Here is a 26,044-nt window from a genome sequence, read left to right as displayed (position 1 = left end):
TTTTCCTTGTTCCACCGTAACAGCAGACACGCCTCGCGCGATGGCGAAGCGGGGATCTCACCTGGCGCGGACGATGGTATTATGACGGCAGGACGCGCAATAGGTTACAGCGTAACAAAGTGCGATACCCACACCATACAGACAGGAGGATCGGTTTGACCACCATTGCGACGGAAAACACCACCGACACCCCGCCTCTCCCCATACTGAACGGCGGGCGATACGCCTTCTTTTTCGACGTGGACGGCACGCTGGCGGAGATTCGGCCGCAGCCGGACGCCGTTGCCATTCCTGCTGATGTGCGCGTCAATTTGCAGGCGTTGTCGGCCGCGTGTCACGGCGCGCTGGCGCTGATATCGGGCCGCCCCATCGAACAGTTGGATAAACTGATCGCCCCGCTCAGGCTGCCGCTGGCCGGGGTACACGGCGCCGAACGGCGCGACGGCGCGGGTAACCTGCATCGCGTCACGCTGCCGGCGGAAGTGACGGAATCCCTGCGGCGAATGCTGGAGCCCGCGATAGCCGCCCTGCCGGGCACCTTGCTGGAGGCCAAAGGCATGGCTTTCGCACTGCACTATCGCCAGGCGATGCCGTATCAGCCGCAGGTAGTAGCTCTGGCGGAGTCCGCCGTGGCGCGCTTTCCTCAACTATCGCTCCAGCCCGGCAAATGCGTGGTGGAGATAAAGCCGCGAGGAACCGACAAGGGCGCGGCGATTAACGCCTTTATGCAGGAAGCCCCTTTCACCGGACGCATCCCGGTTTTTGTTGGCGACGACCTGACGGATGAGAAAGGATTTCTGGCAGTGAATGCCATGCAGGGCATTTCCGTTAAGGTCGGAGACGGTTCAGGCCATGCCCGCTACCGCCTCGGACGGGTAGCGGACGTTTACCACTGGCTTGAACAATTACTATTACAACTAAAGCAAGATAACGTCGCTAAGGAGTTAAAGCTATGAGTCGCCTGGTTGTCGTATCTAATCGTATCGCTATTCCTGATAAGTCGAAGTCCAGCGCCGGCGGACTGGCCGTAGGTATTCTGGATGCATTGAAAGCCACCGGGGGATTGTGGTTTGGCTGGAACGGCGAGATAAGCGAAATATCCGGTGAAGATGAGGACGATCTGAATCTGCAGGAAGTGGACGGCATCACTTATGCCGCGCTTCCGCTCAATCAAAACGATTACGATCTCTACTACTGTCAGTTTTCCAATACCGTCATCTGGCCGGCATTTCATTATCGTATCGACCTGGTGCAGTTTCAGCGCGAAGCCTGGGAAGGCTACCGTCGGGTTAACGAACTGCTGGCCAAACGGTTACAGCCGTTGATCAAACCGGACGATATCCTGTGGATCCATGATTATCATTTGCTGCCGTTTGCCGCCGCGTTGCGCAAAATAGGGGTGAATAACCGTATCGGTTTCTTCCTGCATATTCCCTTCCCGACGCCGGAAATTTTCAATGCGCTGCCCACCCATCAAGAACTGCTGAAAATGCTGTGCGAATATGACTTGCTCGGATTTCAGACGGAAAACGACCGCATGGCGTTTCTCGACAACCTGGGGCAACTGACCGCGCTGCAGCCGATCGGGGCGAAAACCCATCGCGCTTTCGGCAATACGTTTATGACGGAGGTTTATCCGATAGGCATAGCGCCGGACAGCATCAAGGAGATGGCGGAAGGCCCGCTGCCGCCCAAAATGGCGGCGATGAAACGCGAACTGGGCGATGCGCAGAATATTATCTCCTGCGAACGGCTGGACTATTCCAAAGGGCTGCCGGAACGCTTTCTTGCCTATGAGGCCTTGCTGGAGCACTACCCGCAGCATCGCGGCAATGTTCGCTATTCGCAAATCGCCCCGACCTCGCGCGGCGATGTGCAAGCTTATCAGGATATTCGCCATCAACTGGAGATGGAAGTCGGACGGATTAACGGCAAATACGGCACCCTGAACAGTACGCCGCTCTACTATCTCAACCAGCATTTCGACCGCCGGCTGCTGATGAAAATATTTCGTCTGACGGATGTCGGGCTGGTCACCCCGCTGCGCGACGGCATGAACCTGGTGGCGAAAGAGTATGTGGCGGCACAGGATCCTGACGATCCGGGAGTACTGGTGCTGTCGCGATTCGCCGGCGCCGCCAATGAACTGACCGCCGCGCTTATCGTCAACCCTTACGATCGGGACGAAGTGGCTGCGGCGCTGGATAAAGCGCTGACCATGCCGCTGGCCGAGCGTATCTCGCGCTACAACGACATGATGGCGGTGCTGCACAAAAATGATATCGCGCGCTGGCGTGATAGTTATTTGCAAGACCTGCGGACCATCCAGCCGCGCAGCGCCGCGTATGGCGCGGCCGCCCAAGCGCCGACTTCATAAACGCCGCCCTGGCTGCAGACGGCGGCGAACCTCATCCCTTCCCTGTCCCGCCCCGTTGACCGGGGCCGTACATCAATCGTTGCAAACAAAACGCGCCGGATTGCGGCATGGCGTGGTTATGCCGCGTTGTTTTTTTATTTTTATAAATAACGAGTTATATGATTTTTCGCCTTTGGCGGTCATAGGAAAACGTGATGGGTAGCACACTTTTTGCTGTAGGTGATGAAACAGATGTCTATACTTAATAGCGAGACCCTGGACAACATCCCTTATCTTTACCACGCCATGCGGAGGTTTGTAGCCCATGTTCAATACGAAATTACCGGTTGCTGAATCAGCGGAGTTCGACATCGACAAAAATCGCCAATACCAACTTGATCCCGTCGAGTTAACGCTGGATTACATGCTCGAAGCGGAGCCGGAACCGGAAATGATCGAAGGGCTGCCGCCTTCCGATGCGCTGACCCCCGCCGATCGCTATCTGGAGTTGTTCGAGCGCGTACAGTCCTCGCGTATTTTCGACGACAGCAAGACGTTCCCCGACTGCGCGCCCAAAATGGATCCGCTGGATATTCTTATCCGCTACCGCCGGGTGAAAAACAAACCCGATTTTGACCTGAGGCAGTTTGTCGAAGCGCATTTCTGGCTGCCGGAAAGCCGTGACAGCGATTATATCTCCAATCCGCAGCACTCCCTTAAAGAGCATATCGATAATCTGTGGATCGTGCTGACGCGCGAGCCTCAGGACCATATTCCGTGGTCGTCGCTGCTGGCGCTGCCGCAGGCCTATATAGTGCCGGGCGGCCGCTTCAGCGAAACCTACTACTGGGACTCCTACTTCACCATGCTGGGGTTGGCGGAAAGCGGGCGCAACGACCTGCTGCGCTGTATGGCGGATAATTTCGCCTGGATGATTGAAACCTACGGGCATATTCCCAACGGCAATCGCACCTATTACCTCAGCCGTTCGCAGCCGCCGGTGTTCGCGCTGATGGTGGAACTGTTTGAAGAGGACGGTGTGCGCGGCGCCCGCCGTTATCTGGAGCATCTGCTGCTGGAGTATGCTTTCTGGATGGACGGCGCCGAATCGCTGGCGCTGAACCAGGCCTATCGCCACGTAGTGCGGATGCCGGACGGCGCGCTGCTTAACCGCTACTGGGACGACAGGGACACCCCGCGCGACGAATCCTGGCGCGAAGATGTGGAAACCGCGCGACACTCCACCCGTCCGGCAAATGAGGTTTACCGGGATCTACGGGCGGGGGCCGCTTCGGGATGGGACTACTCGTCGCGCTGGCTGCGCGATGCGCATCGTCTCGCCAGTATTCGCACCACGCAGTTTATCCCGGTGGATCTCAACGCCTTTCTTTACAAGCTGGAGGGCGCCATCGCCAATATCTCCGGTTTGAAAGGGGATAGAGAGACGGAGACGCTATTTCGCCACAAGGCGGAAGCGCGGCGCACGGCCGTTAACCGCTATCTGTGGGATGAGGAGCAAGGATGTTTTCGCGACTATGACTGGCGCCGCCAGCAGATGGCGCTCTTCTCCGCCGCCAGCATCGTACCGCTGTATGTGGGACTCGCCACCCACGAACAGGCCGACAGACTGGCGGAAGCGGTACGCGCGCGCCTGCTCACGCCGGGAGGGATCATGGCCACCGAGTATGAAACCGGTGAGCAATGGGATAACCCCAACGGCTGGGCGCCGCTGCAATGGATGGCCATTCAGGGCTTTAAACTGTACGGCAACGACGCGCTTGGCGATGAAATTGCCCGCAGCTGGCTAAAAACGGTGAACCTTTTTTACCGCCAAAACCATAAACTGATTGAAAAATACCATATCGCCGGCGGCACCCCGCGCGAAGGCGGCGGGGGCGAATACCCGCTTCAGGATGGTTTTGGCTGGACCAACGGCGTTGTACGCCGGCTGATTGGCCTTTACGGAGAACCTTTGGAATGAAGTTTTTCGTATGAGCCACCCGCCTGCCGCTGCCGGCGCGGTTCCGCGGATGGCTGCCCCGTTCTTTAAGTGAAACCAAATGAAATCACAACGTTTTTTCCTGGAGCGCATGGCTACCCCGCTGCGGCGCGATATCCCGGCCGGGGAAACCCTCAGTTACGGCGCGCTGGCCGCGCGCATCAACAACCCGCTGGCCGTACGCACCGTCGGGCTGGCCAACGGCGCCAATCCGGTCGGTATCGTGATTCCCTGTCATCGGATAATCGGCGCCAACGGCTGATTCCTCCCGTTATGCCTTGCCCACTCGCTCATCATCCCCTGCCGGAAACGCCGCCAACAGCCAGGCGCGCAGCTGGCGGATGTCATCCCGCGACGCTTTTTCCCGGCCGGTGACGAAATAGTAGCGGCCGCCGGGCAGAGCGCCGATTAGCGGCGCGACCAGCAGCCGTTTTTCCAACGCATCCTGCACCAGCAGTTGGCTGGCGATCACTACCCCCTGTCCGGCAATCGCCGCCTGAACGGCGTGCGCCTCGTCGTCAAAGCGAATGCCCGCGCCAACGTCAAGATCCGCCGGGCCGTACGCGTCGCGCCAATGCGCCCAGTCGGGTTCCGGCTGGGGAATATGGCGGTTTTCAATATGAAACAGCGGCACGCCCGTTAAATCCGCCGGGGTACGGATATTCAGCGCCGGGCTGGCCAGCAGCAAAAAGCGGTCCTGATACAGCAGCGCGGCGTCAAGGTCGGGATCCACCTGCTCCGCGTAGCGGATCGCCGCATCCATATCCCTGCCGCGCACATCAACCAGTTCCGTTCCGCTATGCAGACGCAGTTCCACCTGCGGACAGTGCCGTTTCAGCGCCGGCAGGCGTGGCACCAGCCAGTGGCTTAAAAAATTGCTGGTGGTGCTCAGCGTCAGCGACGCAGGCCGGCGGGCCGCCGCGATCTCCTCCACCGCTTCACGCAACGTAGTGAATACCTTGCCCGATGCCCGCAGCAGGATCTCCCCCGCCGCCGTCAGCGTGACGGCTTTAGCGGAACGCTGGAACAGGCGCGTGTCCAGCGCCTCTTCCAGCACGCGGATCTGATGGCTGACGGCGGTGGCGGTGACGCCAATCTCTTCCGCCGCCAGTTTGAAGCTGGCGTGGCGCGCCACGGCATCGAAGGTGCGGATCGCCGCCAGCGGAGGAAGACGTCGCTTTCTTATCATGAGCTCAATTCATCCATAGCTGAAAATAATGACTTTGAATAGGGGTTATTACAGCAAGTAATCTGTTGCTTTAACAAAGTATTAATGAATTTTTTTCACCCTTGCCAATTAAAACACTCACGCCACAGGAGGCTGCATGACATGCCTGACCACCCCAACGTCTTCCCGGCGCGGCGCTATATTGCTGCCGCTGCTGGTGCCGGGAATCGCGCAGGCGCTTATCGCGCTGGATTACGCCATTATGTTCGTGGCGCTGCCGGAGCTGTCGCGGGCGCTGCGGCTAAGCCCGGCGATGACGCCCTGGATCGTCTCGCTTTACGGGCTGACGTTCGCCGGGCTGCTGCTCACCGGAGGCTGGCTAAGCGATCGGTTTGGGGCGCGGTGCAGTTTTCGCCTGGCGATGGGGCTATTTTTGCTGGCCTCGGTATGCGGCGCGCTGGCGCAGGAGAGCGCGATGTTGCTGCTGGCGCGCGCCGGACAGGGCGCCGCGGCGGCGGTGATGCAGCCCGCGGTGCTGGCGCTGCTCAGACAACGCTTTCAGGGGGACGCCTACAACCGGGCGTTGGCGGTATGGAGCGCCACCGGCGCGGCGGGTCTGGTGGCCGGCGTGTTTCTCGGCGGCGTGCTGACCCATATCGAATGGCGACTGATCTTCTGGGTGAACCTGCCGCCGGGCCTGTTGACGCTCTGGCTGGTGCAGCGCCATTTCGCCGCTGTTCCCGCGCCCCGGCAACCGCAGTCGCTGTCGCTGGGCGCCCTGCTGGGCAGCGCCGCCGTCGCCGGCGTCGTCTGGTCCCTTACCCGTCTGGCGGAGACCGGCGCGGCGGATTATCTCGCCAATCGCCTCTCGGCGGCCCTGGTGCTGGCCTTTATTCTGCATGAAACCTTCGCCCGCCGTCCGCTGCTTCATCCGGCCCTGCGTGCGCTGACCACCCTGCGCATCGGCTGTATCGCCAGCGCCTGCTATATGGCCAGCGTCGGCAGCCAGTTCTACGTGATGACGCTGCTCTGGCAGCGCTACTACCAGTTGGACGTGCTCACCACCGGGATGCTATTTCTGCCGCTGGCGCTGCTGATTGTGGTCGGCAACCTGCTGTTCGCGCGTTTAGCCAAAGGCCGGGATGCGCGCCGTTTACTACTGTGGGGATTTATCGGCGCCGCGTTCGGGCTGGGATTACTGGCTTACGCCGCTTTGCAGCCGTTCTCCGCCTCGTTTATCGCCGCTATCGTCGCCAGCGGAATCGGCCACGGCATCATCTATCCGGCGATGTTTCAACTTGGATTACGCGACGTGCCGCAGGAATATCAGGGCGCTGCCGGCGCGTTGATGGTGACCAGCCAGTACACCGCCGGCGCCCTGGCGCTGGCCTTGCTCAGCCTGCTGCTGGGGAACGGCGCCGGTGCCGAAAGCTGGAGCAAAGCGCTGTGGCTGCTGACTGGCGCCGCGGCGCTGGGAGCGGCCATCGTTGCGGCCTATGAAACAGAGCGCCGCTAACGGCATAGCTCCCCCCAGGCATTAGACCAAAATACACGCCGCCATGTTAATGAGACTTATTTGCAACTTGATGCCAAGCTTCTATCATTAGATTTTTCTCTATATGACGATATGCCTATGACCGATAACATTCTGGAAACGCCTTGCTGTATTGTCGGCGGAGGGCCGGCCGGACTGATGCTCGGCTATCTGCTGGCTCGCGCCGGCATCCCCGTTCTGGTGCTGGAAAAGCATGCCGACTTTTTGCGTGATTTCCGTGGCGATACCATCCACCCTTCAACGCTGGAAATTATGGAACGTCTGGGGCTGCTGGAGCCATTACTGCGCCTGCCCCATCAGCGGGTGGAAAAGCTTATCGGCGAGTTTAATGGCGAAAAGATCGCCATGGCCGACTTCAGCCGCCTGCCGTGTCTGTGCCGGTTTATGGCGCTGATGCCGCAGTGGGACTTTCTCAATTTTCTAGCCGAACAGAGTCAATCGCTGCCGGGATTCCGGCTATTGCGATCGACTAAGGTTGTGGGAGTGATGCGGGAAAATGGCGTCGTAAAGGGCGTGGAAGCATTGGATGCCAACGGAGACAAACTGCCGATCCGCGCCGGACTGGTGATAGGCACCGACGGCCGCCAGTCGGTGGTGCGTCAGGCCGCCGGTTTGACCGGCCGCAGCTTCGGCATGCCGCGGGATGTATTGTGGATGAAATTGCCCAAAGCCGTCGGCGACGAAAACTGGGCCAGCGGGCACGGCGGCCCCAAAAACAACTTTATCATGCTGGATCGGGGCGATTATTGGCAGTGCGGCTACAGCATCGCCAAAGGCACCCTGCCCCACATTAAGCAGCGCGGCCTGCCGGCGCTGCTGCAACAGGTCGCGGCGGTATCGCCCGTCGGCGTCGAGCGGCTGGCGTCCGCCGTAGCGGACTGGGAGCATGTCAAATTGCTGGATATTCGCATCGACCGGCTGGATCGCTGGGCGGCGGCGGGCGTCTTGTGCATCGGCGACGCCGCTCACGCCATGTCCCCCATCGGCGGCGTAGGGGTAAATCTGGCCATTCAGGACGCCGTGGCCGCCGCCAATATCCTGGCCGCGCCTCTGGCGCGCGGCCCGGTCGGCCTGCACATCCTGAATCGCGTACAGCGCCGACGCGAATTGCCCACCCGGCTTATCCAACGATTGCAAATCATGATGACCGGCAAAGGGGATAAACCATCCCACGCCGCCGCCCGACGTCCGCCGGCGTTGGTAATGCGGCTTATCCGCCAGCCCTGGTTACCGCATTTGACCGGCCGCATTATTGGGCTGGGTTTCCGCCGCGAGCGCCCCCGCTTGCCACGCTGATTCAGGACGACGGACGCGTGATGTAATCCATACCCTGCTTCGTTTGCAACAATACAATAACAAACATGTTGCATACGAAGCACGCCCTTCCCCCTCTAATACATAACACTCTGATTTTAAACCGTTAATTTAAATATTCGTATTGGCATGATTACTGCTATTCCTCTTATAAGAAAAAGTTTGAAGTTTCCCCAACACAGAAACAAAGTGTTATATAAAAAATAGATAATCATTTGTGTTTATTTTTCTATAAGGGCTTTTTCAGCCAGTCGCCAAATAAATATTCATTATATTTCAATAAATTAATAGGAGCCATTATGTCGACACCCATAACGCCCCAAAAACCTATCCAGTTCGCTTACTGGGTTCCCAATGTTTCCGGCGGGCTGGTGATCAGCCGCATACCGCAGCGCACCGGTTGGGATATTGGTTATAACCGCAAGCTGGCGCAAATCGCCGAACAGGCCGGCTTCGATTATGCCCTGACGCAAATCCGCTTTACCGCCGGATATGGCGCCGATAATCAGCACGAGTCGGTCTCTTTCTCCCAGGCGCTGCTGGATTCAACCACAAAGCTCAAGGTGATTGCGGCGCTGTTGCCCGGTCCCTGGAACCCCACGCTGGCGGCGAAACAGATTGCCACGATCAGCCATCTTTCCGAGGCGCGTATCGCGGTGAATATCGTCAGCGGCTGGTTCCGCGGCGAGTTCAAAGCCATCGGCGAACCCTGGCTCGACCATGAGGAGCGCTATCTGCGCTCGGAAGAGTTTATCCGCTGCCTGCGCGGCATCTGGACCGAAACCAGCTTCACCTTCGCCGGCGATTTTTATCGCTATCGCGACTATTCGCTGAAGCCCAAACCCCTGCAGCCGCTGCCGGAAATTTTTCAGGGCGGCAGTTCGCGCGCCGCGCGCGATATGGCGGCGCGGGTATCCGACTGGTATTTCACCAACGGCAATAGCGTGGCGGAGATTAAAAAGCAGGTGGACGACGTTCAGCGCAAGGCGGCTGAAAACCAGCACCGGGTCAAAATCGGGGTAAATGGTTTTGTTATCGCCCGCGACAGCGAAGAGGAAGCGCGCGAAGTATTGCAGGAGATTATCGATAACGCCAATCCCGACGCGGTAAAAGGCTTCCAGCATGAGGTCAAAAACGCCGGCAACGCCTCGCCGGAGGGCGAAGGCAACTGGGCCAAATCGACGTTTGAGGATTTGGTGCAGTACAACGACGGCTTCAAAACCAATCTGATCGGCACGCCGCGCCAAATCGCCGAGCGGATTATCGAACTCAAACACGCCGGCGTCGACCTGCTACTGCTGGCGTTCCTGCACTTTCAGGAAGAGGTGGAGTTCTTCGGCAAAGAGGTTATTCCGCTGGTTCGCGAACTGGAAAGCCAATATCAGCGCACGGCGACGTCGGCCACCTGATTGCCGCCACGTTGAGGAGGTCAGTATGGTTTTTGATGCATCATCAATGCAGAGCTTTGAGCAACTGCGGCACGCGTGCCAGGATGGCGAGATAGCCGGCCATGCCGAGCGCGATACGCGCGGCGCCGAGTTATCCCTGAGCGGCGTCTCGCTGTCGTTCGGCGGCGTCAGGGCGTTAACCGATGTCTCGCTGCACGCCAAACCCGGCAGCATTCTGGCGATTATCGGTCCCAACGGCGCCGGTAAAAGTTCATTGCTGAACGTTATCTCCGGTTTATATCGGCCGGATGCCGGGGAAATCGTCCTCGATAACCGCTCCTACCGCGCGCTGCTCCCGCAGCGACTGGCGCGCGCCGGCGTGGCGCGCACCTTCCAGAATCTGGCGCTGTTCGGCGGGCTATCGGTGACGGATAACGTGTTGCAGGGCCTGGCGCACCGTAAAGCATCCTCGCTGTTCAGCGAGCTGTTCGGGCTGCCGAAGGCGCGCCGGGAAAAAGCCGACGCCCGCGCCCAGGCGCTGGAGATGATGCGCTTTTTCGGGCTGGAGGCCGTCGCGGACAGTCCGGTAACCAGCCTCTCCTACGGACTGCAAAAACGGGTGGAACTGGCGCGGGCGCTGATCGCCCGCCCCAGAATGCTGCTGCTGGACGAACCGATGGCCGGCATGACGCTGGCCGACAAACAACGGCTGACCCAAACCATTCGCCAGATCCGCGAACGTTTCGGCACCACCATCTTATTGATTGAACACGATATCGGCGTGGTGATGAGTTTGTCCGACCGTATCCTGGTGCTGGATCACGGCCGCCGCATCGCCGAGGGCCTGCCCGAGGACATCCGTCAGGATCCGGCGGTCATCGCCGCTTACCTGGGGCTGGCGACCGAACCCGCCGCGACGGGAGCGCCATAATGGAGATTGACGCACTCTTTTTTGTCGAGGTGCTGATCGGCGGGCTGCTGTCCGGCGTGATGTACTCGTTGGTGGCGCTGGGTTTTGTCCTGGTCTACAAAAGCTCCGGCGTATTCAACTTCGCCCAGGGAGCCATGCTGCTGTTCGCCGCGCTGACGTTCGTCTCGCTGGTGGAACGCGGCTGGCCGGTGTGGCTGGTGCTGGCGATTACCCTGCTGACCATCTCGCTGGTCGGCATGCTGATTGAACGCACCGTGCTGCGTCCGTTGGTCAATCAGCCGCCGATCATTCTGTTTGTCGCCACGCTGGGCGTTTCCTACGTCATAGAAGGCGCGGCGCAGCTTATCTGGGGCACCCAGGTACACGCCCTGGATTTAGGCATCGACGACCTCCCCTTTGAGGCGTTCGGCGTGATGATCAGCATTTTTGATCTGTTCGCCGCCGGCGTCGCCGCCCTGCTGGTGCTGGCGATAAGCCTGTTCTTCCGCTACACCCATACCGGGCTGGCTTTTCGCGCCGTGGCCGACGACGCCTTTGCCGGACTGGCCGTCGGCCTGAATATCGGCCGCCTGTGGGGCGTGGTCTGGGCCGCCGCCGGGATCGTCGCGCTGGTGGCCGGTCTGCTGTGGGGAGCGCGCCTCGGGGTGCAGTTTTCCCTATCGCTGGTGGTGCTGAAAGCCCTGCCGGTGCTGGTATTGGGCGGATTCGATTCGATAGGCGGCGTGATTATCGCCGGACTGCTGGTGGGCGCCATCGAGAAAATAGGCTCGGTTTATCTCGGACCGCTGCTCGGCGGCGGCATCGAGAGCTGGATCGCCTACGCCGTCGCCCTGCTCTTTCTGCTGGTGAAACCGTCCGGACTGTTCGGTTCCCGCCATCTGGCGAGGCTATAACCATGCCGCATCCGACATCCGCTTTGCGCCGCGCCCTGCCGCGCGCGTTAAACCCCGCGCTGATTGCGCTGCTGGTCATCGCCTACGCGCTGGTCCCGCTGTTCGCCAACGAATACCTGTTCGATGCGGTGCTAACGCCGTTTCTGGCGCTGTCGCTGGCCGCGCTCGGCCTGAATATACTGGCCGGCTACACCGGGCAGGTCTCGCTCGGCAGCGCGGCCTTTATGGCGGTGGGCGCCTACGCCGCCTTAAACCTGATACTGCGGCTGCCCTTTCTGCCGCTGCCGGCGGTACTGCTGCTGGCGGGAACCATCAGCGCGCTGCTTGGGCTGGTTTTCGGCTTGCCCAGCCTGCGGCTCAGCAGCTTTTACCTGGCGATCTCCACGCTGGCGACGCAGTTTTTCGTCCAGTGGGCGCTGAATAATTTCGGCTGGTTTTCCAATCACAGCCCGTCGGGCGTGGTTTCGGCGGCCCCGTTGCGGTGGGGAGGCTGGGTAATAGAGAGTTCGGCGAGCCGCTATTTTTTCACCCTGCTGGTGGTCAGCCTATTGACCTGGCTGGTGGTCCAACTGGCGGCATCGTCGGTCGGCCGCGACTTTATTTCCGTCAGGGATAACCCGCTGGCGGCACGGGTGATTGGCGTGCCCGTCCTGCGCACCAAAATGATCGCCTTCGGCTTTTCCTCATTCATTATCGGCATCGCCGGGGTGCTGTGGTCCTTTACCTATCTGCGCAATATCGAACCCGCCGGTTTCAATCTCGACCGCTCTTTCCAGATCCTGTTCATCATCATTATCGGCGGGCTGGGTACGGTGCGCGGCGCGTTTCTCGGCGCCGCGCTGCTGACGGTATTTCCCCTGTTGCTGTCGCGCGGCGGCGAGTGGCTGCTGGGGCAGCGCGTCGACTCCGGGGTACTGGAGTTGCTCCAGCAAATCATCCTGGGCCTGATACTCATCGGCTTTCTGATCGTCGAACCCAAAGGTCTGGCGGCGCTGACGCAGCGGCTGGATCGTCTGACCGTTCGCAGGAGGAAGCATGGCGCCTGAATCACCGCATGCGTTGACGGTATCGAACCTCAGCGCACGCTATCAACGCCATATCATCGCCCTTGAGGCCATTTCCCTCAGGGTAGAAGAAGGCGAAATCGTCGCCCTGCTGGGGCGCAACGGCGCGGGGAAATCCACCGTTCTCCAGGCTATCTCGCATTTGCTGCCCGCACGGCGCGGTCAGGTCAGCGCCGGGGAGATCCGCTGGGGCGGCAAGGAGATCACCAACGCGGCGCCGCATCAACTGGTGCGGCTCGGCATCGTGCCGGTGGTGGAGGGAAGACACTGTTTCCCCTCGCTGACCATCGAGGAGAACCTGATTACCGGCGCGCTTGGCCGCGCCGCATCGCGGGCGGATATCCGCCGCGGCCTGGCGGAGGTCTATGACATCTTTCCGCGGCTGCAAGACAAACGCACGCTGAAGGCCGGGTTGGCCTCCGGCGGCGAGCAGCAGATGGCCGCCATCGGCAGAGCGCTGATGTCCCGTCCGCGCCTGTTGCTGTTGGACGAGCCATCCATGGGGCTGGCCCCGCGGATCGTCGAAGAGATTTTTAGCGTTTTAACGCGGCTTAATCGGCAGCAGGGGCTGTCGATTCTGGTCGCGGAACAGAACTCCACCGTCGCGCTGCGGCATGCCCATCGGGCGTACGTTCTGGATAACGGCGGCGTGGCCCTTTCCGGCCCGGCGGCGGAACTCAGCCAGCGTGAAGACGTGCAGAAAATTTATCTCGGCTTTGCAGCCTGACACCTACCCTAAAGGAGAACGATATGAGTAACCTTCAAACGCCAGAGACAGCTTCACCACGCGCGCCGCAGGGCGTGCCGGGTTATCCGCGTCCCGACAAACCCGCCCATATCATCGGCAGCGATGAGGAAGCCATCGCCGTGGCCCACGCCCTGGCGGAGCAATTCGCCGCCGGCGCCGCCGAACGCGACAGTCAGCGCATTTTACCGATCGACGAGCTGGACGCGTTTTCGCAAAGCGGGCTGTGGTCGATCAACGTGCCCAAGCGCTTCGGCGGGCCGGAGGTCTCTTACGCCACCCTGACCCAGGTGGTGCAGATAATCGCCGCCGCCGATCCCTCCATTGCGCAAATCTCGCAAAACCACCTCGGCATCATCGCCGCTATCCGCTCCGTCAGCGATGAGGCGCAGCAACGGGAGCTGTTCGGCCTGGTGCTGCAAGGCGTGCGTTTCGGCAACGCCTTTTCCGAATTCAACAGCAAACGCGCGGCGGATTTCCAAACCGTTTTTGTCGATAACGGCGACCACGTGCTGGTCAACGGCCAGAAATTCTATTCGAGCGGCGCGCTGCTGGCGCATCTGGTGCCCATCGTCGCGCTCGACGATCAGGGGCGCGCCTGGTATGCCATCGCCGAGCGCGACGCGCCGGGGTTGACGGTGATCGACGACTGGTCCTCCTTCGGCCAGCGCACCACCGCCAGCGGCACCGTACTGGTGGAAAACGTCAAAGTGCCCAAGTCCTATCTGGTTCCCGCCTATAAAGGGTTTAAATCGCCCACCGCCGACGGCGCCATCTTCCAGATCATTCAGGTCGGCATCGATAACGGCATCGCCCAGGCGGCCATCGACGACGCCATCCGCTTTATTCGTGAAAAATCGCGTCCCTGGGTGGACAGCGGCCTGGATCATGCCTGGCAGGACCCCTACACCATTCAACGCATCGGCGATCTGACGTTACGGCTACACGCCTCGGAAGCGATACAGGAAAAAGCCGGGCTGGCGGTGGATCGCGCGGTGGCGCAACCCAACGCGGAGAATGTCGCCCGCGCGCAGATCGCCGTCGCCGAAGCCAAAGTGCTGAGCACCGAAATCGCCATCGAGGCCACCAACCGGCTGTTCGAACTGGCCGGCACCCGCTCAACGCTGGCGGAGCACAACCTCGATCGCCACTGGCGCAACGCCCGCACCCATACGCTCCACGATCCGGTGCGCTGGAAATACGCCATTCTGGGCAATTACGCCCTGAACGGCGTCAATCCTCCGCTGCACGCCTGGAGCTGACACGGACGCACCAAATAAAATAATAAATTAAACAGGGCATTATCATGAAGACAACGTATGTCAAACCTGCATCGCCAGTAAAATGGCTGGTCAATATCATCGCCGGAACCCTACTGCTGGGCGCGCAGTTAGCGCAGACCGCCGGTGCGGCGGACGAGCAGTACTTCCCGTTACAGAGCTATCGCGTTGGTCCCTACGCCGCGGCAGGAAGCGGCTTTTTCGGCGGCTTTATCGATTATCTGACGCTGATTAACACGCGGGACGGCGGCGTTAACGGCGTCAAGCTGAGCTGGGACGAGTGTGAAACCCAATATGAGGTCGAGCGCGGCGTGGAGTGCTATAAGCGCCAGAAAAATCACCCCGGCGCGGCCGCATGGAACCCGCTTTCCGTGGGGATCGCCTACGCGATGATCGACGACGTAACCCGGGACAAGACGCCGCTGATCACCATCGATCACGGCAGAACGGACTCCACGGACGGCCGGGTTTTCCCTTACGTCTTTCCGCTGTTGCTCAACCCCTACAGTGAAACCTCCGGCATTATCAGCTTTATCGGCGGCAAGGTAGGCGGCGAGGAAAAGCTGCGGGGCAAAAAGATCGTCGTGCTGTATCACGGCTCGCCCTATGGCAAAGAAACCATCCCGATTTATCAGTTGCTGGCCGAAAAGTATGGCTTTGAACTACAACAGATTGAAGTGCCGCACCCCGGCAACGAACAGCAGTCGCAGTGGCTTACCATCCGGCGCGCCAAACCGGACTACGTGGTTTTACGCGGATTCGGCGTGATGAATCCGGTGGCGTTGAAAACCGCGCAGAAAGTGGGATTCCCGGCGGACCAGATCATCGGCAACGTGTGGTCGAACTCGGAGGAGGACGTTATCCCGGCGGGCAGCGCGGCGAAAGGGTATATCGCCCTGACCACCCAGGCGTCGGGCGCGTCCTATCCGGTGGTTAAAGAAATTGTCGATACCGTCTACGGCGCCAATAAGGGGAATTTGCAGGACCGCAAGCGCATCGGCAGCGTCTATCATAATCTGGGCATCGTCAACGGTATTTTGAATGTGGAAGCGATTCGCATCGCCCAGGAGAAATATGGTCATCGTACCTTAACCGGCGATGAAATCCGCTGGGGGCTTGAGCATCTGCGCCTTGACCCGGCGCGGGTGGAAGCGCTGGGGGCGAAAGGACTGTTTCACTCCATCAACGTTACCTGCGAGGATCATGAAGGCCAGGGCCGGGTGACGTTCCAGCAATGGGACGGCGTGAGCTGGAAGGTGATCAGCGATTGGATCGCCCCGGACTGGGCGCTGCTGCGTCCGATTATCGAAAAGTCGGCCAGCGCCTACGCCAAGGAAAAGAATATTACGCCGCGTACCTGCGACGGTAACGACGGCTGATCGCCGCCGGTTATCCTGTTTATTCGGCAACGCCGTTTGATATACAGGCCGGGCACACTGCCCGGCCTGTGGTTTTGATAATGCCTGGTAAAAAAACCCCTCCCAGCCTCCCCCTTAGCACTGGCTCTTAGTCACAAATTACCGATAACGTTATATGACAATATATGTAAGCTCAGTGTTATTTCGTGCGCGAAAAGACAGGTATTTTTATGCCACGTCGTAGCACGCGCCCGACTCAGGGCGCTCAGTCGCCGCAGCCCTGAGAACCCTGGCTTTCGGCTGAAATTATGCCGCTTCGCGGTGCCTTCGGAACCAGCGGTCTCCTGTCGAACCGCCATTGACGCGCTCCCGGCGCGGCACTGGCTTTCGCAGCATCCCTGCTGCTCATTCGGGAGACCGCCGATTCCTCAGCATAATTTTTTACGCCGGCCAACGGCAAAAGACGGGAATGATTCCGAACAACGCAACGTTGTCAGGGATAGGTTACCCTTACGCCGGGCGAGTTGCCCGGCGTAGTAATGACGTTAACCCGCGCGATGGCTATTCCCTATATGCCAGATAAAGGTGGGCGGCGTGGCGCTGATTTCCCAGGCGCCGATATTGCGCAATTTGTAAATCACCGGATTGTGCGACGCCACCGTGCGCGCATTGCGCCAGTGGCGATCCAACGCCTTATCCGCGCGGGTATCGGAGGCGCCCAGCGCGTTAAACAGCTCCGTCGCCGCTTTGGGAATCAGTTCGGTGGCGATGGCCTGGGCTTTGGCCGCGTCGACTTCGGCGGCGATATTCGCCTCCAGCTCCAGCGCCTCGTCGCCGCTGAAGTGCGCCTCATAGGCGCGCTGCAACGATATCGCCGCCTGCAGAACCGTGGCTTCCACCGCGTAAGACCAGGCCGATATCTGCCCGACCACCTGCTGAATCTGCACGTCGTCCTTGACCAGATCGCCGTTGCCGTGGCTGTAGATACGCTTGCGCCGGCTGACGCCCTGCGCCGCATCGCGGGTCACCGCCCTGCCGATGCCCGCCTGCACCGCCAGCAGCACCTGCTGATAAAAGGCGGTCTGGTAGCGGAAGCGATCGGCGAAATCGTAAACGTGCTCGGCCTCCACGTACGCCTGCCTGAAGCGGGTGGTGCCGCTGCCGGTCAGGCGCTGGCCGAAACCGTCCCAGTCGTCCTCGCGCTGTACCGCCTCCTGCGCGGCGCGGACCAGCGCAATCACCGATCCGCCGTTGTCGGCGCGCTCGGCGTAAACGTCAATCCAGTCGGCGAACAGCGTACCGGTGCTGTAAAACTTCTCGCCGTCCAGCCGCCAGCCGTCGGCGGCTGGCGTTACCCGGGTGTTGACCTCCCCCAGCTTCGCCGCGCCGATTTCGCTCCAGGCGCTGCCGATGGTCTCGCCGGCGACAAAGCGGCGCAGCCAGCGCTCGCGCTCGGGGCTGTCCGGCGCATTCAGGCGATCCTCCACAAAGCCCAGGTGTCCGCGCAGCGCCTGCGGCAGGTTGGGATCGGCCTCGGCCAGCTCAATCAGCAGTTGGAACAGCTGCGGCAGCGAGGCGCCGTCGCCCCCCTGCTCTTGCGGAACCCGCACCGCGCCGATTCCGGCCTCCTTCAGCCAGCGCAGCGGCTCATCGGGCAGTTGGCGCGAGCGCTCCCGCTCCAGGGCTCCCGCGGCGATGCGGGTAAAAATCGGACGAAACCGGGCGGCCAGCCGGGCGTAATCGGTGCCTGTGGCAATCAGCGGATTTGCGCTCATGCTTCACTCCTTTCATCAATGTCATCGTCAATATCCTGTTTCGTCGGCTCATGACGCACCGCCAGCAGGAAAATAATCGGGATAATGGCGCTAAGCGATACCAGCCAGAACATATCGGTACCGAAATGCGCCTGCAAAATGGGCAACACGAACAGCGCCAGCGCGCTGCCTATCCCCGACAGGGCGCGGCTGAAGCCGACGCCGGTGGCGCGAATGGAGGTGGGATAAGAGAGCGCCGGGTAGATCATCAGCTGCGCCCCCGGTCCGAAACCTTCGGCAAACAGCCACAGCGCCAGCATGCTGACGGCCAGCACGATACCGATGGTCGCCTGCGGCTGACCAATCAGCGCCAGCGCAATCAGGGCGATAAATTGCAGCGCGAAACCGGCAATCGCCACGTGGCGCGACGGAAATTTCCACGCCAGCCGCATACCGAGCAGGCCGCCGGTAAAGGCGAACAGCGCGTTCAGCCCCAGCGAGGCGGAGATGGTTTCAAACACCCCGGCGCCGAGGAACCGGGCCAGAATCGAAGGTAGGAAGAAAGCGATGGCGGTATATTCGAAGGCGATACAGATATTCATTACCCCAGCCACCACGGTGCGCTCACGGTAGGGTTTCTGAAACAGCACGCGGAAGCTGACCTTGGGCGGCTTAGGCTTCTCCTCTAGCGGGCGATCCGGCTCCGCTTCATGGGCCTGGATGCCGTAGGACTCGCGCAGAATGCGCACCGCGCTTTTCAAGTCGCCCTGATTAGCCGCCCACAGCGGCGATTCATTCATAAATTTGCGCCGCACCGCGATAATCAGCAGCGCCGGCACCGCGCCGAACAGCAGCGAGGCGCGCCACAGCCAGTCCATATGCTCCGCGGGCAGCAGGAAGTAGAGGCCGAAGATAATCAGAAAGCACATGGATGAGGCGGCGTACCACATCGGGCACCAGGCGGCGAGACGCGAGGCTTTGTTGCCTTTGCCGCTGAATTTGGAAAACTCCGCCAGATAGGCCATCGCCACCGGCAGATCGATCCCCACGCCGATCCCCATCAGGAAACGCGCGCCGATCAACACCCAGACGTTCGGCGCCAGCCCCGCGGCTATCGCCGAGACCACGAAAAACAGCATATCCGCCATAAATACCGAGTAGCGCCCGTATTTATCGGTCAGCCAGCCGCCAATCAGGTTGCCGACAATGGTGCCGATCATGATCGACGAGGTCACCAGCCCGGTGACCACCGGCGTCAGCGCGAACTCTTTCACCACATCGTCAATGCCGTAAGAGAGCGTGGTGAGGTCGTAGGCATCGAGAAATATCCCGCCCAGCGCCAAAAACACAATCATGCGCGCATAGCTGGTGCTATCGGTGCGGGTGTTGATCAGCCGCGCCACGTCGCCGGCCGAGCGCACCGGCGCCGATAATGACGGATCGATTCCATCATCGATATTTAATGTACTCATAATACCCTCTCGCTATGGATTATTTTATGCAGGTGACTCACTCGGCGGAAACCGGCACCAAAACCCCTTTCACCAGCGGATCGTCGGTTTCCCTTAACCACTGCTGCACCCTTGCGTCGGCAAAGGCTTTTTGCAGTTTGATAATGTTTTCGTTATTTAAATAATCGCTGCCGATCACCAACTGCGAGGCGAAGGTTTTCGGCGCCGGAGGAAACAAAATGCCTTTTTCACGCGGCACTTTGCCGGCGTCGAATTGCGAAACATAGCCAATGGCGGCGTCCACCGAATTCAACGCGCGCGGCATGGTGAGCAGATCCAGCTCCTTAAAGCTAAAGCGGCGCGGATTCTCCCTGATATCTTTTAATTTGGCGGTGCGCGGCTCGATCGCCGGATCGAGACCGATCACATTCAGCCGCTGCAACAGCCACAGCGCCTGCCCCTGATTGGCGCCGTCGTTGGGGATGACGATTTCCGCGCCGTCGGGCAGGTCGTCAAAGGAGCGATAACGATCGGAATAGATGCCGAACGCCCACTGGAACACCGGCAGCGTGGGGGTCAGCTTGAATCCGTTGGCGTCCACCACCTGTTTCAACCACCACTGATGCTGGTAAATGGTGGCGGCGTATTTTCCCTCCGCCACCGCCCGGTTGGCCTGCACCGGGTCCTGCAAGCCGCTGGCAATCAGGGTCAGGCCGTAATCCGGCGCGATATGCTCGGCGACGTACTGGATCACCCGCTCCTCCCCGGCCATCGCCGGCTCGAAATGCACCTTCAGCGTGCTGCCGAAGTTCACCGTCTGCGTATTCTGCTGGGCGAAATACCCGACGCCGAGGGCGATGGCCGCGACAACCGCCAGCGCCAGCCACCACGGCCAGCGCCGTTTTTTACGTAATGTGAAAGCGTGATTGGTCATAATTAATGCGTTCCCTGTGGATGACGTAGTGCGGCAACCAGCCGGTCGCCGAGAAACTGAATCAATTGAATGGTGACGATCAGCACCACAATGGTGGCGATCATGATGTGGTGATCGAAACGCTGATAGCCGTACACCACCGCCAGATAGCCGATGCCGCCGGCGCCGATGGTGCCGGCGATCGCCGAGTATTCGATCATCGAAATCAGATTGAGGGTAATGGCGGAGACCAGCGCCGGCAGCGCCTCGCTAAGCTGGGCGCGGGTGATGATTTGCCAGTGGGAGCCGCCGGACACCAGCCCGACCGCGGTCACCTCCGGCGGCAGCTCGTTCAGGGCATTCTCCACCAGCCGGCCGAAGAACGGCACGCCGGCGACAATCATCGGGATCACCGCCGCCGGAATGCCGATGGTGGTGCCGGTCAGCCAGAAGGTAAACGGGATAATCGCCGCCATCAGCACCAGAAACGGCAGCGAGCGCCCCATATTCACCAGCCAGCTCAACGTCCGGTGCGCCAGAGGACGGGGAAACAGGCCGCGCGCCGAGGTGTTGAACAATACCACCCCGACCGCCCCGCCGATGGCCACCACGAACAGCATCACGATGCCGACCATCAGCCAGGTTTCGCCGTAGGCCGGCAGCATCAGGCGATGAATCTGATCCCAGGGGGTGTCCTGGCTGATAACGTTGCTTGCCGCCTGCGTCATACCGCCTCCCGCCATGCCGGGGACGCGTCCACCACCTGGGCGATAACCCCATAGTCGCGCAGCTGTTCCACCAGCACCTCGGGAGGCACCGCGCCGCCCTGAAAGCGCACCGCCAGTTGCAGCCGTCCCGCCAGCTGACCGCCCACGCGTTCGATATGACCGCCGAGCAGGTCGATGCGCAGCTGACGCAGTTGGCTGATGTGGCTGATCCAGTCGGCGGCCACCGGCTGCCGGGCGGAATAGGTGACGTGCAGCAGCAGATCCCCCTGAGCGTCGACGGCTTCCAGCGGGAACAGCTGCCGTCCGAGCAGCGAATCCGGCGCGGCCAGTAAATCCCGCACCGCCCCCTGCTGCACGATCACGCCGTCGCGCAGTTCCGCCACCGCATCGGCGGCGTTGCGCACCGCCTCCATCTCATGGGTAATCAAGATAATCGACAGGCCAAACTCGTCGCGCAGCCGCTTGAGCAGCGTCAGAATGGCGCGCGTCGACGCCGGGTCGAGCCCGGAAGTGGCCTCGTCGGCCAGCAGCACCGACGGGTTGAGCGCCAGCGCCCGGGCGATGCCGACGCGCTGGCGCTGGCCGCCGGACAGCTGCGCCGGGTAGCTCCCCGCCTTATCGGCCAGCCCGACGCTCTCCAGCAGATGGCCCACGCGCTGTTCGATTTCGGCGGGGATCACCCCCAGATACTCCAGCGGCAGCGCGACGTTTTGCCACGCGGTTTTGCGCTGCAGCAGCGCCGAAGACTGAAATACCGTGCCGATGGCCCGCCTTTCGCGGCGCAGCGCCTCGCCGGACAGGCGCGACAAATCCTGACCGTTCACCTGAATGCTGCCGCTGCTCGGCCGCTCCAGCAGGCTGATGCATTTGGCCAGCGTCGATTTCCCGGCGCCGCTGGGGCCGACCACGGCGGTAATCGACCCGGCCGGCACCTGCAACGACACCCCTTTCAGCACCTCGACGGGTTCGCCGTCGCGCCCGCGATACTGTTTATGCAGTTGCGAAATATCGATCATGGCAGCCGCTCTCCCACCGCCTGCTGCGCCGCCGGGTTGAGCGCCGCCCCGCGCCGGTAAGCGGCGCCCGGATGCGGCGCACCGAGACGCGCCCCCTGCCCGAACAGCTTTTCCCGCAGGGTGCCGGGCGCGTAGTCGCGTTTGAACGCGCCCCGGCGCTGTAGTTCAGGGATCAACAGTTCCACCACGTCGCTGAAGGTTTCATGGGTGACCGCATACGCCAGGTTGAAGCCGTCGACGTCGGTCTCCTCCACCCAGGACTGCAGCTCGTCGGCCACCGTCGCCGCGCCGCCGACCAGCAGCGGACCAAAGCCGCCGATCCCCACCCACTCCGCCAGCCCCTGCACCGTCCACTGGCGATGGGGATCGGCGGTGGAGAAGGTTTCCACCGCCGACTGGATGGCGTTGGTGTGCAGATGCTTGAGCACCTGATCCGGCCGGTATTGCCCGAAATCGATGCCCGTCCAGCCGGAAAGCAGCGCCAGCGCGCCTTCATAGCTCACCCAGGACTTATATTCCCGCCATTTATCCTGCGCTTGCTTATCCGTCTCGCCGACGATGACGGTTTGCAAATTAAAAATTTTGATGTCGTAAGGGTCACGCCCGGCTTCGGCGGCGCGGCGGCGAATATCCGCCACCGTTTTTTTCAGCAGCACCTTGGAGGGCGAGGCGACGAACACGCACTCGGCGTGCTGCGCGGCGAACCGTTTGCCCCGGCTGGAGGCGCCGGCCTGATACAGCACCGGCGTACGCTGCGGCGAGGGTTCGCACAGATGAATGCCGGGCACCTGAAAGAAGTTGCCCTGATGGTTGATCGGATGGATTTTGCTCGGATCGCTGAAAATGCGCCGTTGGCGATCGCGCAGAACAGCCCCCTCTTCCCAACTGCCCTCCAGCAGTTTGTACACCACCTCCAGATACTCGTCGGCGTAGTCGTAGCGCGCATCGTGGTCGGTCTGGCTCTGCTGGCCGATATTGCGCGCGCCGCTTTCCAGATAAGAAGTGACGATATTCCAGCCGACCCGCCCTTTGGTGAGGTGGTCGAGGGTGGAGAGCCGACGGGCGAAAGGATAGGGATGCTCGAAGGAGAGCGAGGCGGTCAGCCCGAAGCCCAGATGCTCGGTGACCAGCGCCATCGGGGTGATCAGCGCCAGCGGATCGTTGACCGGCACCTGGGTCGCCTGGCGGATGGCCGCGTCGCCGTTGCCGTTCAATACATCGTAAATCCCCAGCACGTCGGCGATAAACAGACCGTCGAACTTGCCCCGCTCCAGCAGACGGGCCAGATCGGTCCAGTACTCCAGATCCTTGTACTGCCAGGAACGGTCGCGCGGGTGCGCCCACAGGCCGGGCGACTGATGACCGACGCAGTTCATATCAAAGGCGTTAAGCCGGATTTCACGTTGCGATGACATAGTTTTCTCCATAGCGATCCCGGACCGGTGCCCTGTCTTGGCCGGGTTATTGTTATCGGGTTAACTCAGTAGAGAAGATTCAGGACGGCGCGGGACATCGCTGCGCGTCGCCGGAGGTGACGGCGGCCAGCAGTTGGTGGGCGACGGCCTCGGCGTGGTCGGCGACCTGCGGCAAACCGATCAGTTCGCCAAAACGCCCGCGCGCCGCGGGGCCGGCCACCAGCAGGCGCGGATTCGCCCGGCCGTGTCGGTCAATCGCCTGGCTGTGTTCATCGACCAGCAGTCCCAGCCCAAGCGGGTCGGCGCGCAGCTCGCCGCGCTGCGCCAGGGCATGAAACAGCGGATTGCTCTCCAGCAGCGCGCCGTGGGCCGGGCCGGTGGTGACGACCAGCCGGTCGACATGCAGGGTTTCCGCGCCGCCGCCGCGTTTTCGCAGCTGCAGCGCGATGGCGTTGTCGCCGTCGACCGACGCCTGTTGCAGCCGGGCGGCCAGCACCCGCAGGCTGCCCTGCGCGCGCTGTTGCGCCAATAGCGCGCTGACCTGCGGGGCGATGCGGTAACGGTGCACGTCCCAGTAGGCGCGCAGATGGCGCAGAAAACGCTGCTGCTCGGCCAGCGGCCACTGCTGCCACAGCTGCTGCCCGTTGACACGAATCTCATCCAGCACTTTTTGCCACGGCTGCCGCTGGAGGGCGGCGCGCTGAATTTCCCGGCGGATATGCCGCAGCAGGCCGCGCGGCGTGGCGGCCTGCTGCGGCGATATCTCCAGCGTCCAGTCGGGATAGTCGCCGCTGACGTTGGGCCGGGACAGCAGGCCGCGGCGGGAAAACGCCACAATGGCGCCGCGATGCCCCCGCCGTTGCAACGACGCCACCACGTCGGCCATGGTTAAACCGCTGCCGATAATCGCCACCCGATCGGTGGCCGCCACCGCATCCAGCGCGTCGTGGCGCCAGGGGTCGGCGATCAGGCCGGGGTGGCGCGCCAATGCCTGCGCCAACGGGCGCGGCAGCGACGGCTGCGGATGGCTGACGGCCAGCGCTACGCCGTCGGCCTTCAGCCTGGCGCCCCGTTCCGTGACGATAAATCCGTCCCGCCAGTCCACGGCGCGGTCTTGCAGATGACGCAAATTCCCGCCCGCCGCCTGGGCGAATTTTTCCGCCATATAGCGGCCGAACACGCCGCGCCGCGGGTAGATTTTGCCGTCCCGCCAGAGGGCGTCGGGGTCGTCGCGCAGGCCGCCGTTCTCCTCGAACCAGCGCTCGAAACTGTCCTGCTCCGCGCGCGACAGCCACATTCTTTCCACCGGCACATTCAGGCGGTGCGCCGCGTCGGCGGTGGAATAGGCCACGCCCTGTCCCACCTGCGCCCGCGGCTCCACCACGGTTATCTCCAGCTCCGGCCGGGCGGCGCGCGCCAGATGAATCGCCACCGCCGTCCCGGTATAGCCGCCGCCGACAATCACTATCCGTCGTTCAGTCATGCGCTGCATCCCTCTCCTTGACGCCTGCGCTCAGCTGGCGCTGGCCTGCTTATTAACCGGCCGTTTATCGCCGCCGATGGTTTCGCCGAACGGCCCGGTATTCACCTGTCGCGCCTGACGCTCCGCCGCTTCGGAGACCGGCAGCAGCGGCATCACCAGCTCCGCGAAGCGGTGCGCTTCCTCCAGGTGCGGATAGCCGGAAAAAATAAAGTTCTCAATGCCCAGCGCCTGATATTCGCGGATGCGTTCGGCCACCTGCTGCGGATTGCCCACCAGCGCGGTGCCGGCGCCGCCGCGCACCAGTCCCACCCCGGCCCAGAGGTTGGGGCCGATGCGCAGGCTGTCGCGCGAACCGCCGTGCAGGGCGCTCATGCGCTGCTGTCCGGTGGAGTCCATGCGGGAGAAGATTTTCTGCGCGCTGGCGATGGTCTCCTCATCAAGATGGGCGATCAGCCGGTCCGCCGCCGCCCAGGCTTCCTCCTCGGTTTCGCGCACGATCACATGCAGACGGATGCCGTAGCTTAGCGTCCGTCCCGCTGCGGCCGCCCGCTGGCGCACCAGCGCCAGTTTCTCCGCCACCTGCTCGACCGGTTCTCCCCAGGTGAGGTAGCTGTCGATCTGATTGGCGGCGACGTCGATCGCCTCGGGTGAAGAGCCGCCGAAATAGAGCGGCGGGCCGTTCTCCTGCACCGGCGGAAACAGAATTTCCGCCCCCTCGACGCGGATATGTTTGCCGGTGAAGTCGACCTTCTCCCCTTTGAGCAAGCGTGAATAGACGGTGAGGAACTCCTGCGTCACCTCATAGCGTTCGGCGTGGCTGAGAAAAATGCCGTCGCCGCGGTTTTCCACCGGATCGCCGCCGGTCACCACGTTAATCAGCAGGCGGCCTGCGGATAAGCGATCCAACGTGGCGGCCATGCGCGCCGCCAGCGACGGCGGCTGCAATCCCGGACGCACCGCCACCAGATAACGCAGGCGGCGGGTAATGGGCGCCAGCGCCGAGGCGATAAGCCACGAATCCTCGCAGCTTTTGCCCGTCGGGATCAGCACCCCGTAATAGCCGAGGTTGTCGGCGGCCAGCGCCACCTGTTGCAGATAGGGCAGATCCACCGCGCGGCCGCCTTCCGTGGTTCCCAGATAGCGGCCGTCGCCGTGAGTGGGCAAAAACCAAAAAACGTTGATATTTTGTTTCAGCGGTTGGCTCATTATGCATTTCCCATATAACAATATGTC

The 26,044-nt window shown here is 61.6% G+C and carries 21 protein-coding genes and 1 pseudogene; 13 read left to right on the top strand and 9 right to left on the bottom strand.

Going from position 1 to position 26,044, the window contains the following annotated elements; translation table 11 throughout:
• Positions 1-155 precede the first annotated feature (155 nt).
• The 4 genes and pseudogenes from otsB to EH206_RS08875 all read left to right on the top strand — a co-directional run.
• Positions 156-956: a trehalose-phosphatase gene (otsB, locus tag EH206_RS08890; RefSeq protein ID WP_009112442.1), complete on the top strand. Its 801-nt coding sequence runs from the start codon at positions 156-158 to the stop codon at positions 954-956.
• A complete protein-coding gene (otsA, locus tag EH206_RS08885; protein WP_009112441.1) occupies positions 953-2,377 on the top strand; it encodes an alpha,alpha-trehalose-phosphate synthase in 1,425 nt (474 codons plus the stop codon). Before otsB ends, otsA begins: the two co-directional genes overlap by 4 nt.
• A gap of 304 nt (positions 2,378-2,681) precedes the next feature.
• Entirely contained in the window at positions 2,682-4,337 is a 1,656-nt protein-coding gene (locus tag EH206_RS08880) for an alpha,alpha-trehalase (RefSeq protein ID WP_009112440.1), read from the top strand.
• A 127-nt stretch (positions 4,338-4,464) separates the two neighbouring features.
• Positions 4,465-4,614: pseudogene (locus EH206_RS08875) on the top strand (methylated-DNA--[protein]-cysteine S-methyltransferase); the annotation flags it as partial.
• Positions 4,615-4,626: 12 nt separating this feature from the next.
• On the opposite strand, the gene EH206_RS08870 reads toward EH206_RS08875, so the two are convergent.
• Positions 4,627-5,541, bottom strand: a complete 915-nt coding sequence (locus tag EH206_RS08870) for a LysR substrate-binding domain-containing protein (RefSeq protein ID WP_040343772.1) — start codon at positions 5,539-5,541, stop codon at positions 4,627-4,629.
• 139 nt (positions 5,542-5,680) lie between these two features.
• On the opposite strand from EH206_RS08870, the gene EH206_RS08865 reads away from it, so the two are divergent.
• From EH206_RS08865 to EH206_RS08825, 9 genes are all read left to right on the top strand, one after another.
• Complete coding sequence (locus EH206_RS08865; RefSeq protein WP_009112438.1) at positions 5,681-7,039, top strand: MFS transporter; 1,359 nt, start codon at positions 5,681-5,683, stop codon at positions 7,037-7,039.
• Positions 7,040-7,150: 111 nt separating this feature from the next.
• A complete protein-coding gene (locus EH206_RS08860; protein ID WP_040343770.1) occupies positions 7,151-8,374 on the top strand; it encodes an FAD-dependent oxidoreductase in 1,224 nt (407 codons plus the stop codon).
• 317 nt (positions 8,375-8,691) lie between these two features.
• On the top strand, positions 8,692-9,801 hold the full coding sequence (gene sfnG, locus EH206_RS08855) for a dimethylsulfone monooxygenase SfnG (RefSeq protein WP_009112436.1): 1,110 nt from the start codon (positions 8,692-8,694) through the stop codon (positions 9,799-9,801).
• Between the two features lie 25 nt (positions 9,802-9,826).
• On the top strand, positions 9,827-10,711 hold the full coding sequence (locus tag EH206_RS08850) for an ABC transporter ATP-binding protein (protein ID WP_009112435.1): 885 nt from the start codon (positions 9,827-9,829) through the stop codon (positions 10,709-10,711).
• Positions 10,711-11,604, top strand: coding sequence for a branched-chain amino acid ABC transporter permease (locus EH206_RS08845; protein WP_009112434.1), 894 nt, complete (start codon positions 10,711-10,713; stop codon positions 11,602-11,604). The genes EH206_RS08850 and EH206_RS08845 overlap by 1 nt, the downstream gene beginning before the upstream one ends.
• A gap of 2 nt (positions 11,605-11,606) precedes the next feature.
• Complete coding sequence (locus tag EH206_RS08840; RefSeq protein ID WP_009112433.1) at positions 11,607-12,650, top strand: branched-chain amino acid ABC transporter permease; 1,044 nt, start codon at positions 11,607-11,609, stop codon at positions 12,648-12,650.
• Positions 12,640-13,395 (top strand): ABC transporter ATP-binding protein, encoded by a 756-nt coding sequence (locus EH206_RS08835; protein WP_009112432.1) that lies wholly within the window; start codon positions 12,640-12,642, stop codon positions 13,393-13,395. Before EH206_RS08840 ends, EH206_RS08835 begins: the two co-directional genes overlap by 11 nt.
• Positions 13,396-13,418: 23 nt before the next feature.
• Positions 13,419-14,675 (top strand): SfnB family sulfur acquisition oxidoreductase, encoded by a 1,257-nt coding sequence (locus tag EH206_RS08830; protein WP_009112431.1) that lies wholly within the window; start codon positions 13,419-13,421, stop codon positions 14,673-14,675.
• 44 nt (positions 14,676-14,719) lie between these two features.
• On the top strand, positions 14,720-16,072 hold the full coding sequence (locus tag EH206_RS08825) for an ABC transporter substrate-binding protein (RefSeq protein WP_009112430.1): 1,353 nt from the start codon (positions 14,720-14,722) through the stop codon (positions 16,070-16,072).
• Between the two features lie 524 nt (positions 16,073-16,596).
• Here EH206_RS08825 and EH206_RS08820 read toward each other — a convergent pair.
• The 8 genes from EH206_RS08820 to ssuD all read right to left on the bottom strand — a co-directional run bounded on the left by EH206_RS08820 (position 16,597) and on the right by ssuD (position 26,017).
• Entirely contained in the window at positions 16,597-17,826 is a 1,230-nt protein-coding gene (locus EH206_RS08820) for an acyl-CoA dehydrogenase family protein (protein ID WP_009112429.1), read from the bottom strand.
• The gene (locus tag EH206_RS08815) at positions 17,823-19,277 is read right to left on the bottom strand and encodes an MFS transporter (RefSeq protein WP_009112428.1); all 1,455 of its coding nucleotides are present in this window, start codon (positions 19,275-19,277) and stop codon (positions 17,823-17,825) included. Before EH206_RS08815 ends, EH206_RS08820 begins: the two co-directional genes overlap by 4 nt.
• A gap of 37 nt (positions 19,278-19,314) precedes the next feature.
• On the bottom strand, positions 19,315-20,190 hold the full coding sequence (locus tag EH206_RS08810) for a MetQ/NlpA family ABC transporter substrate-binding protein (RefSeq protein ID WP_009112427.1): 876 nt from the start codon (positions 20,188-20,190) through the stop codon (positions 19,315-19,317).
• A 2-nt stretch (positions 20,191-20,192) separates the two neighbouring features.
• Positions 20,193-20,897, bottom strand: coding sequence for a methionine ABC transporter permease (locus EH206_RS08805; protein ID WP_009112426.1), 705 nt, complete (start codon positions 20,895-20,897; stop codon positions 20,193-20,195).
• On the bottom strand, positions 20,894-21,913 hold the full coding sequence (locus EH206_RS08800; RefSeq protein ID WP_009112425.1) for a methionine ABC transporter ATP-binding protein: 1,020 nt from the start codon (positions 21,911-21,913) through the stop codon (positions 20,894-20,896). Before EH206_RS08800 ends, EH206_RS08805 begins: the two co-directional genes overlap by 4 nt.
• Positions 21,910-23,328 carry an LLM class flavin-dependent oxidoreductase gene (locus tag EH206_RS08795; protein WP_009112424.1) on the bottom strand — a complete coding sequence of 473 codons (1,419 nt, stop codon included), beginning with the start codon at positions 23,326-23,328 and terminating at the stop codon, positions 21,910-21,912. The genes EH206_RS08800 and EH206_RS08795 overlap by 4 nt, the downstream gene beginning before the upstream one ends.
• Positions 23,329-23,407: 79 nt before the next feature.
• A complete protein-coding gene (locus EH206_RS08790; protein WP_009112423.1) occupies positions 23,408-24,811 on the bottom strand; it encodes an FAD/NAD(P)-binding protein in 1,404 nt (467 codons plus the stop codon).
• Positions 24,812-24,841: 30 nt separating this feature from the next.
• Entirely contained in the window at positions 24,842-26,017 is a 1,176-nt protein-coding gene (gene ssuD / locus EH206_RS08785; RefSeq protein ID WP_009112422.1) for an FMNH2-dependent alkanesulfonate monooxygenase, read from the bottom strand.
• Positions 26,018-26,044: the final 27 nt, after the last annotated feature.

It is taken from the genome of Brenneria nigrifluens DSM 30175 = ATCC 13028, from assembly GCF_005484965.1.
Classification (GTDB): Bacteria; Pseudomonadota; Gammaproteobacteria; order Enterobacterales; family Enterobacteriaceae; genus Brenneria; species Brenneria nigrifluens.
The sequence above is the reverse complement of the archived record's forward strand: the minus strand, read 5'-3'. Positions and strand labels throughout refer to the sequence as shown.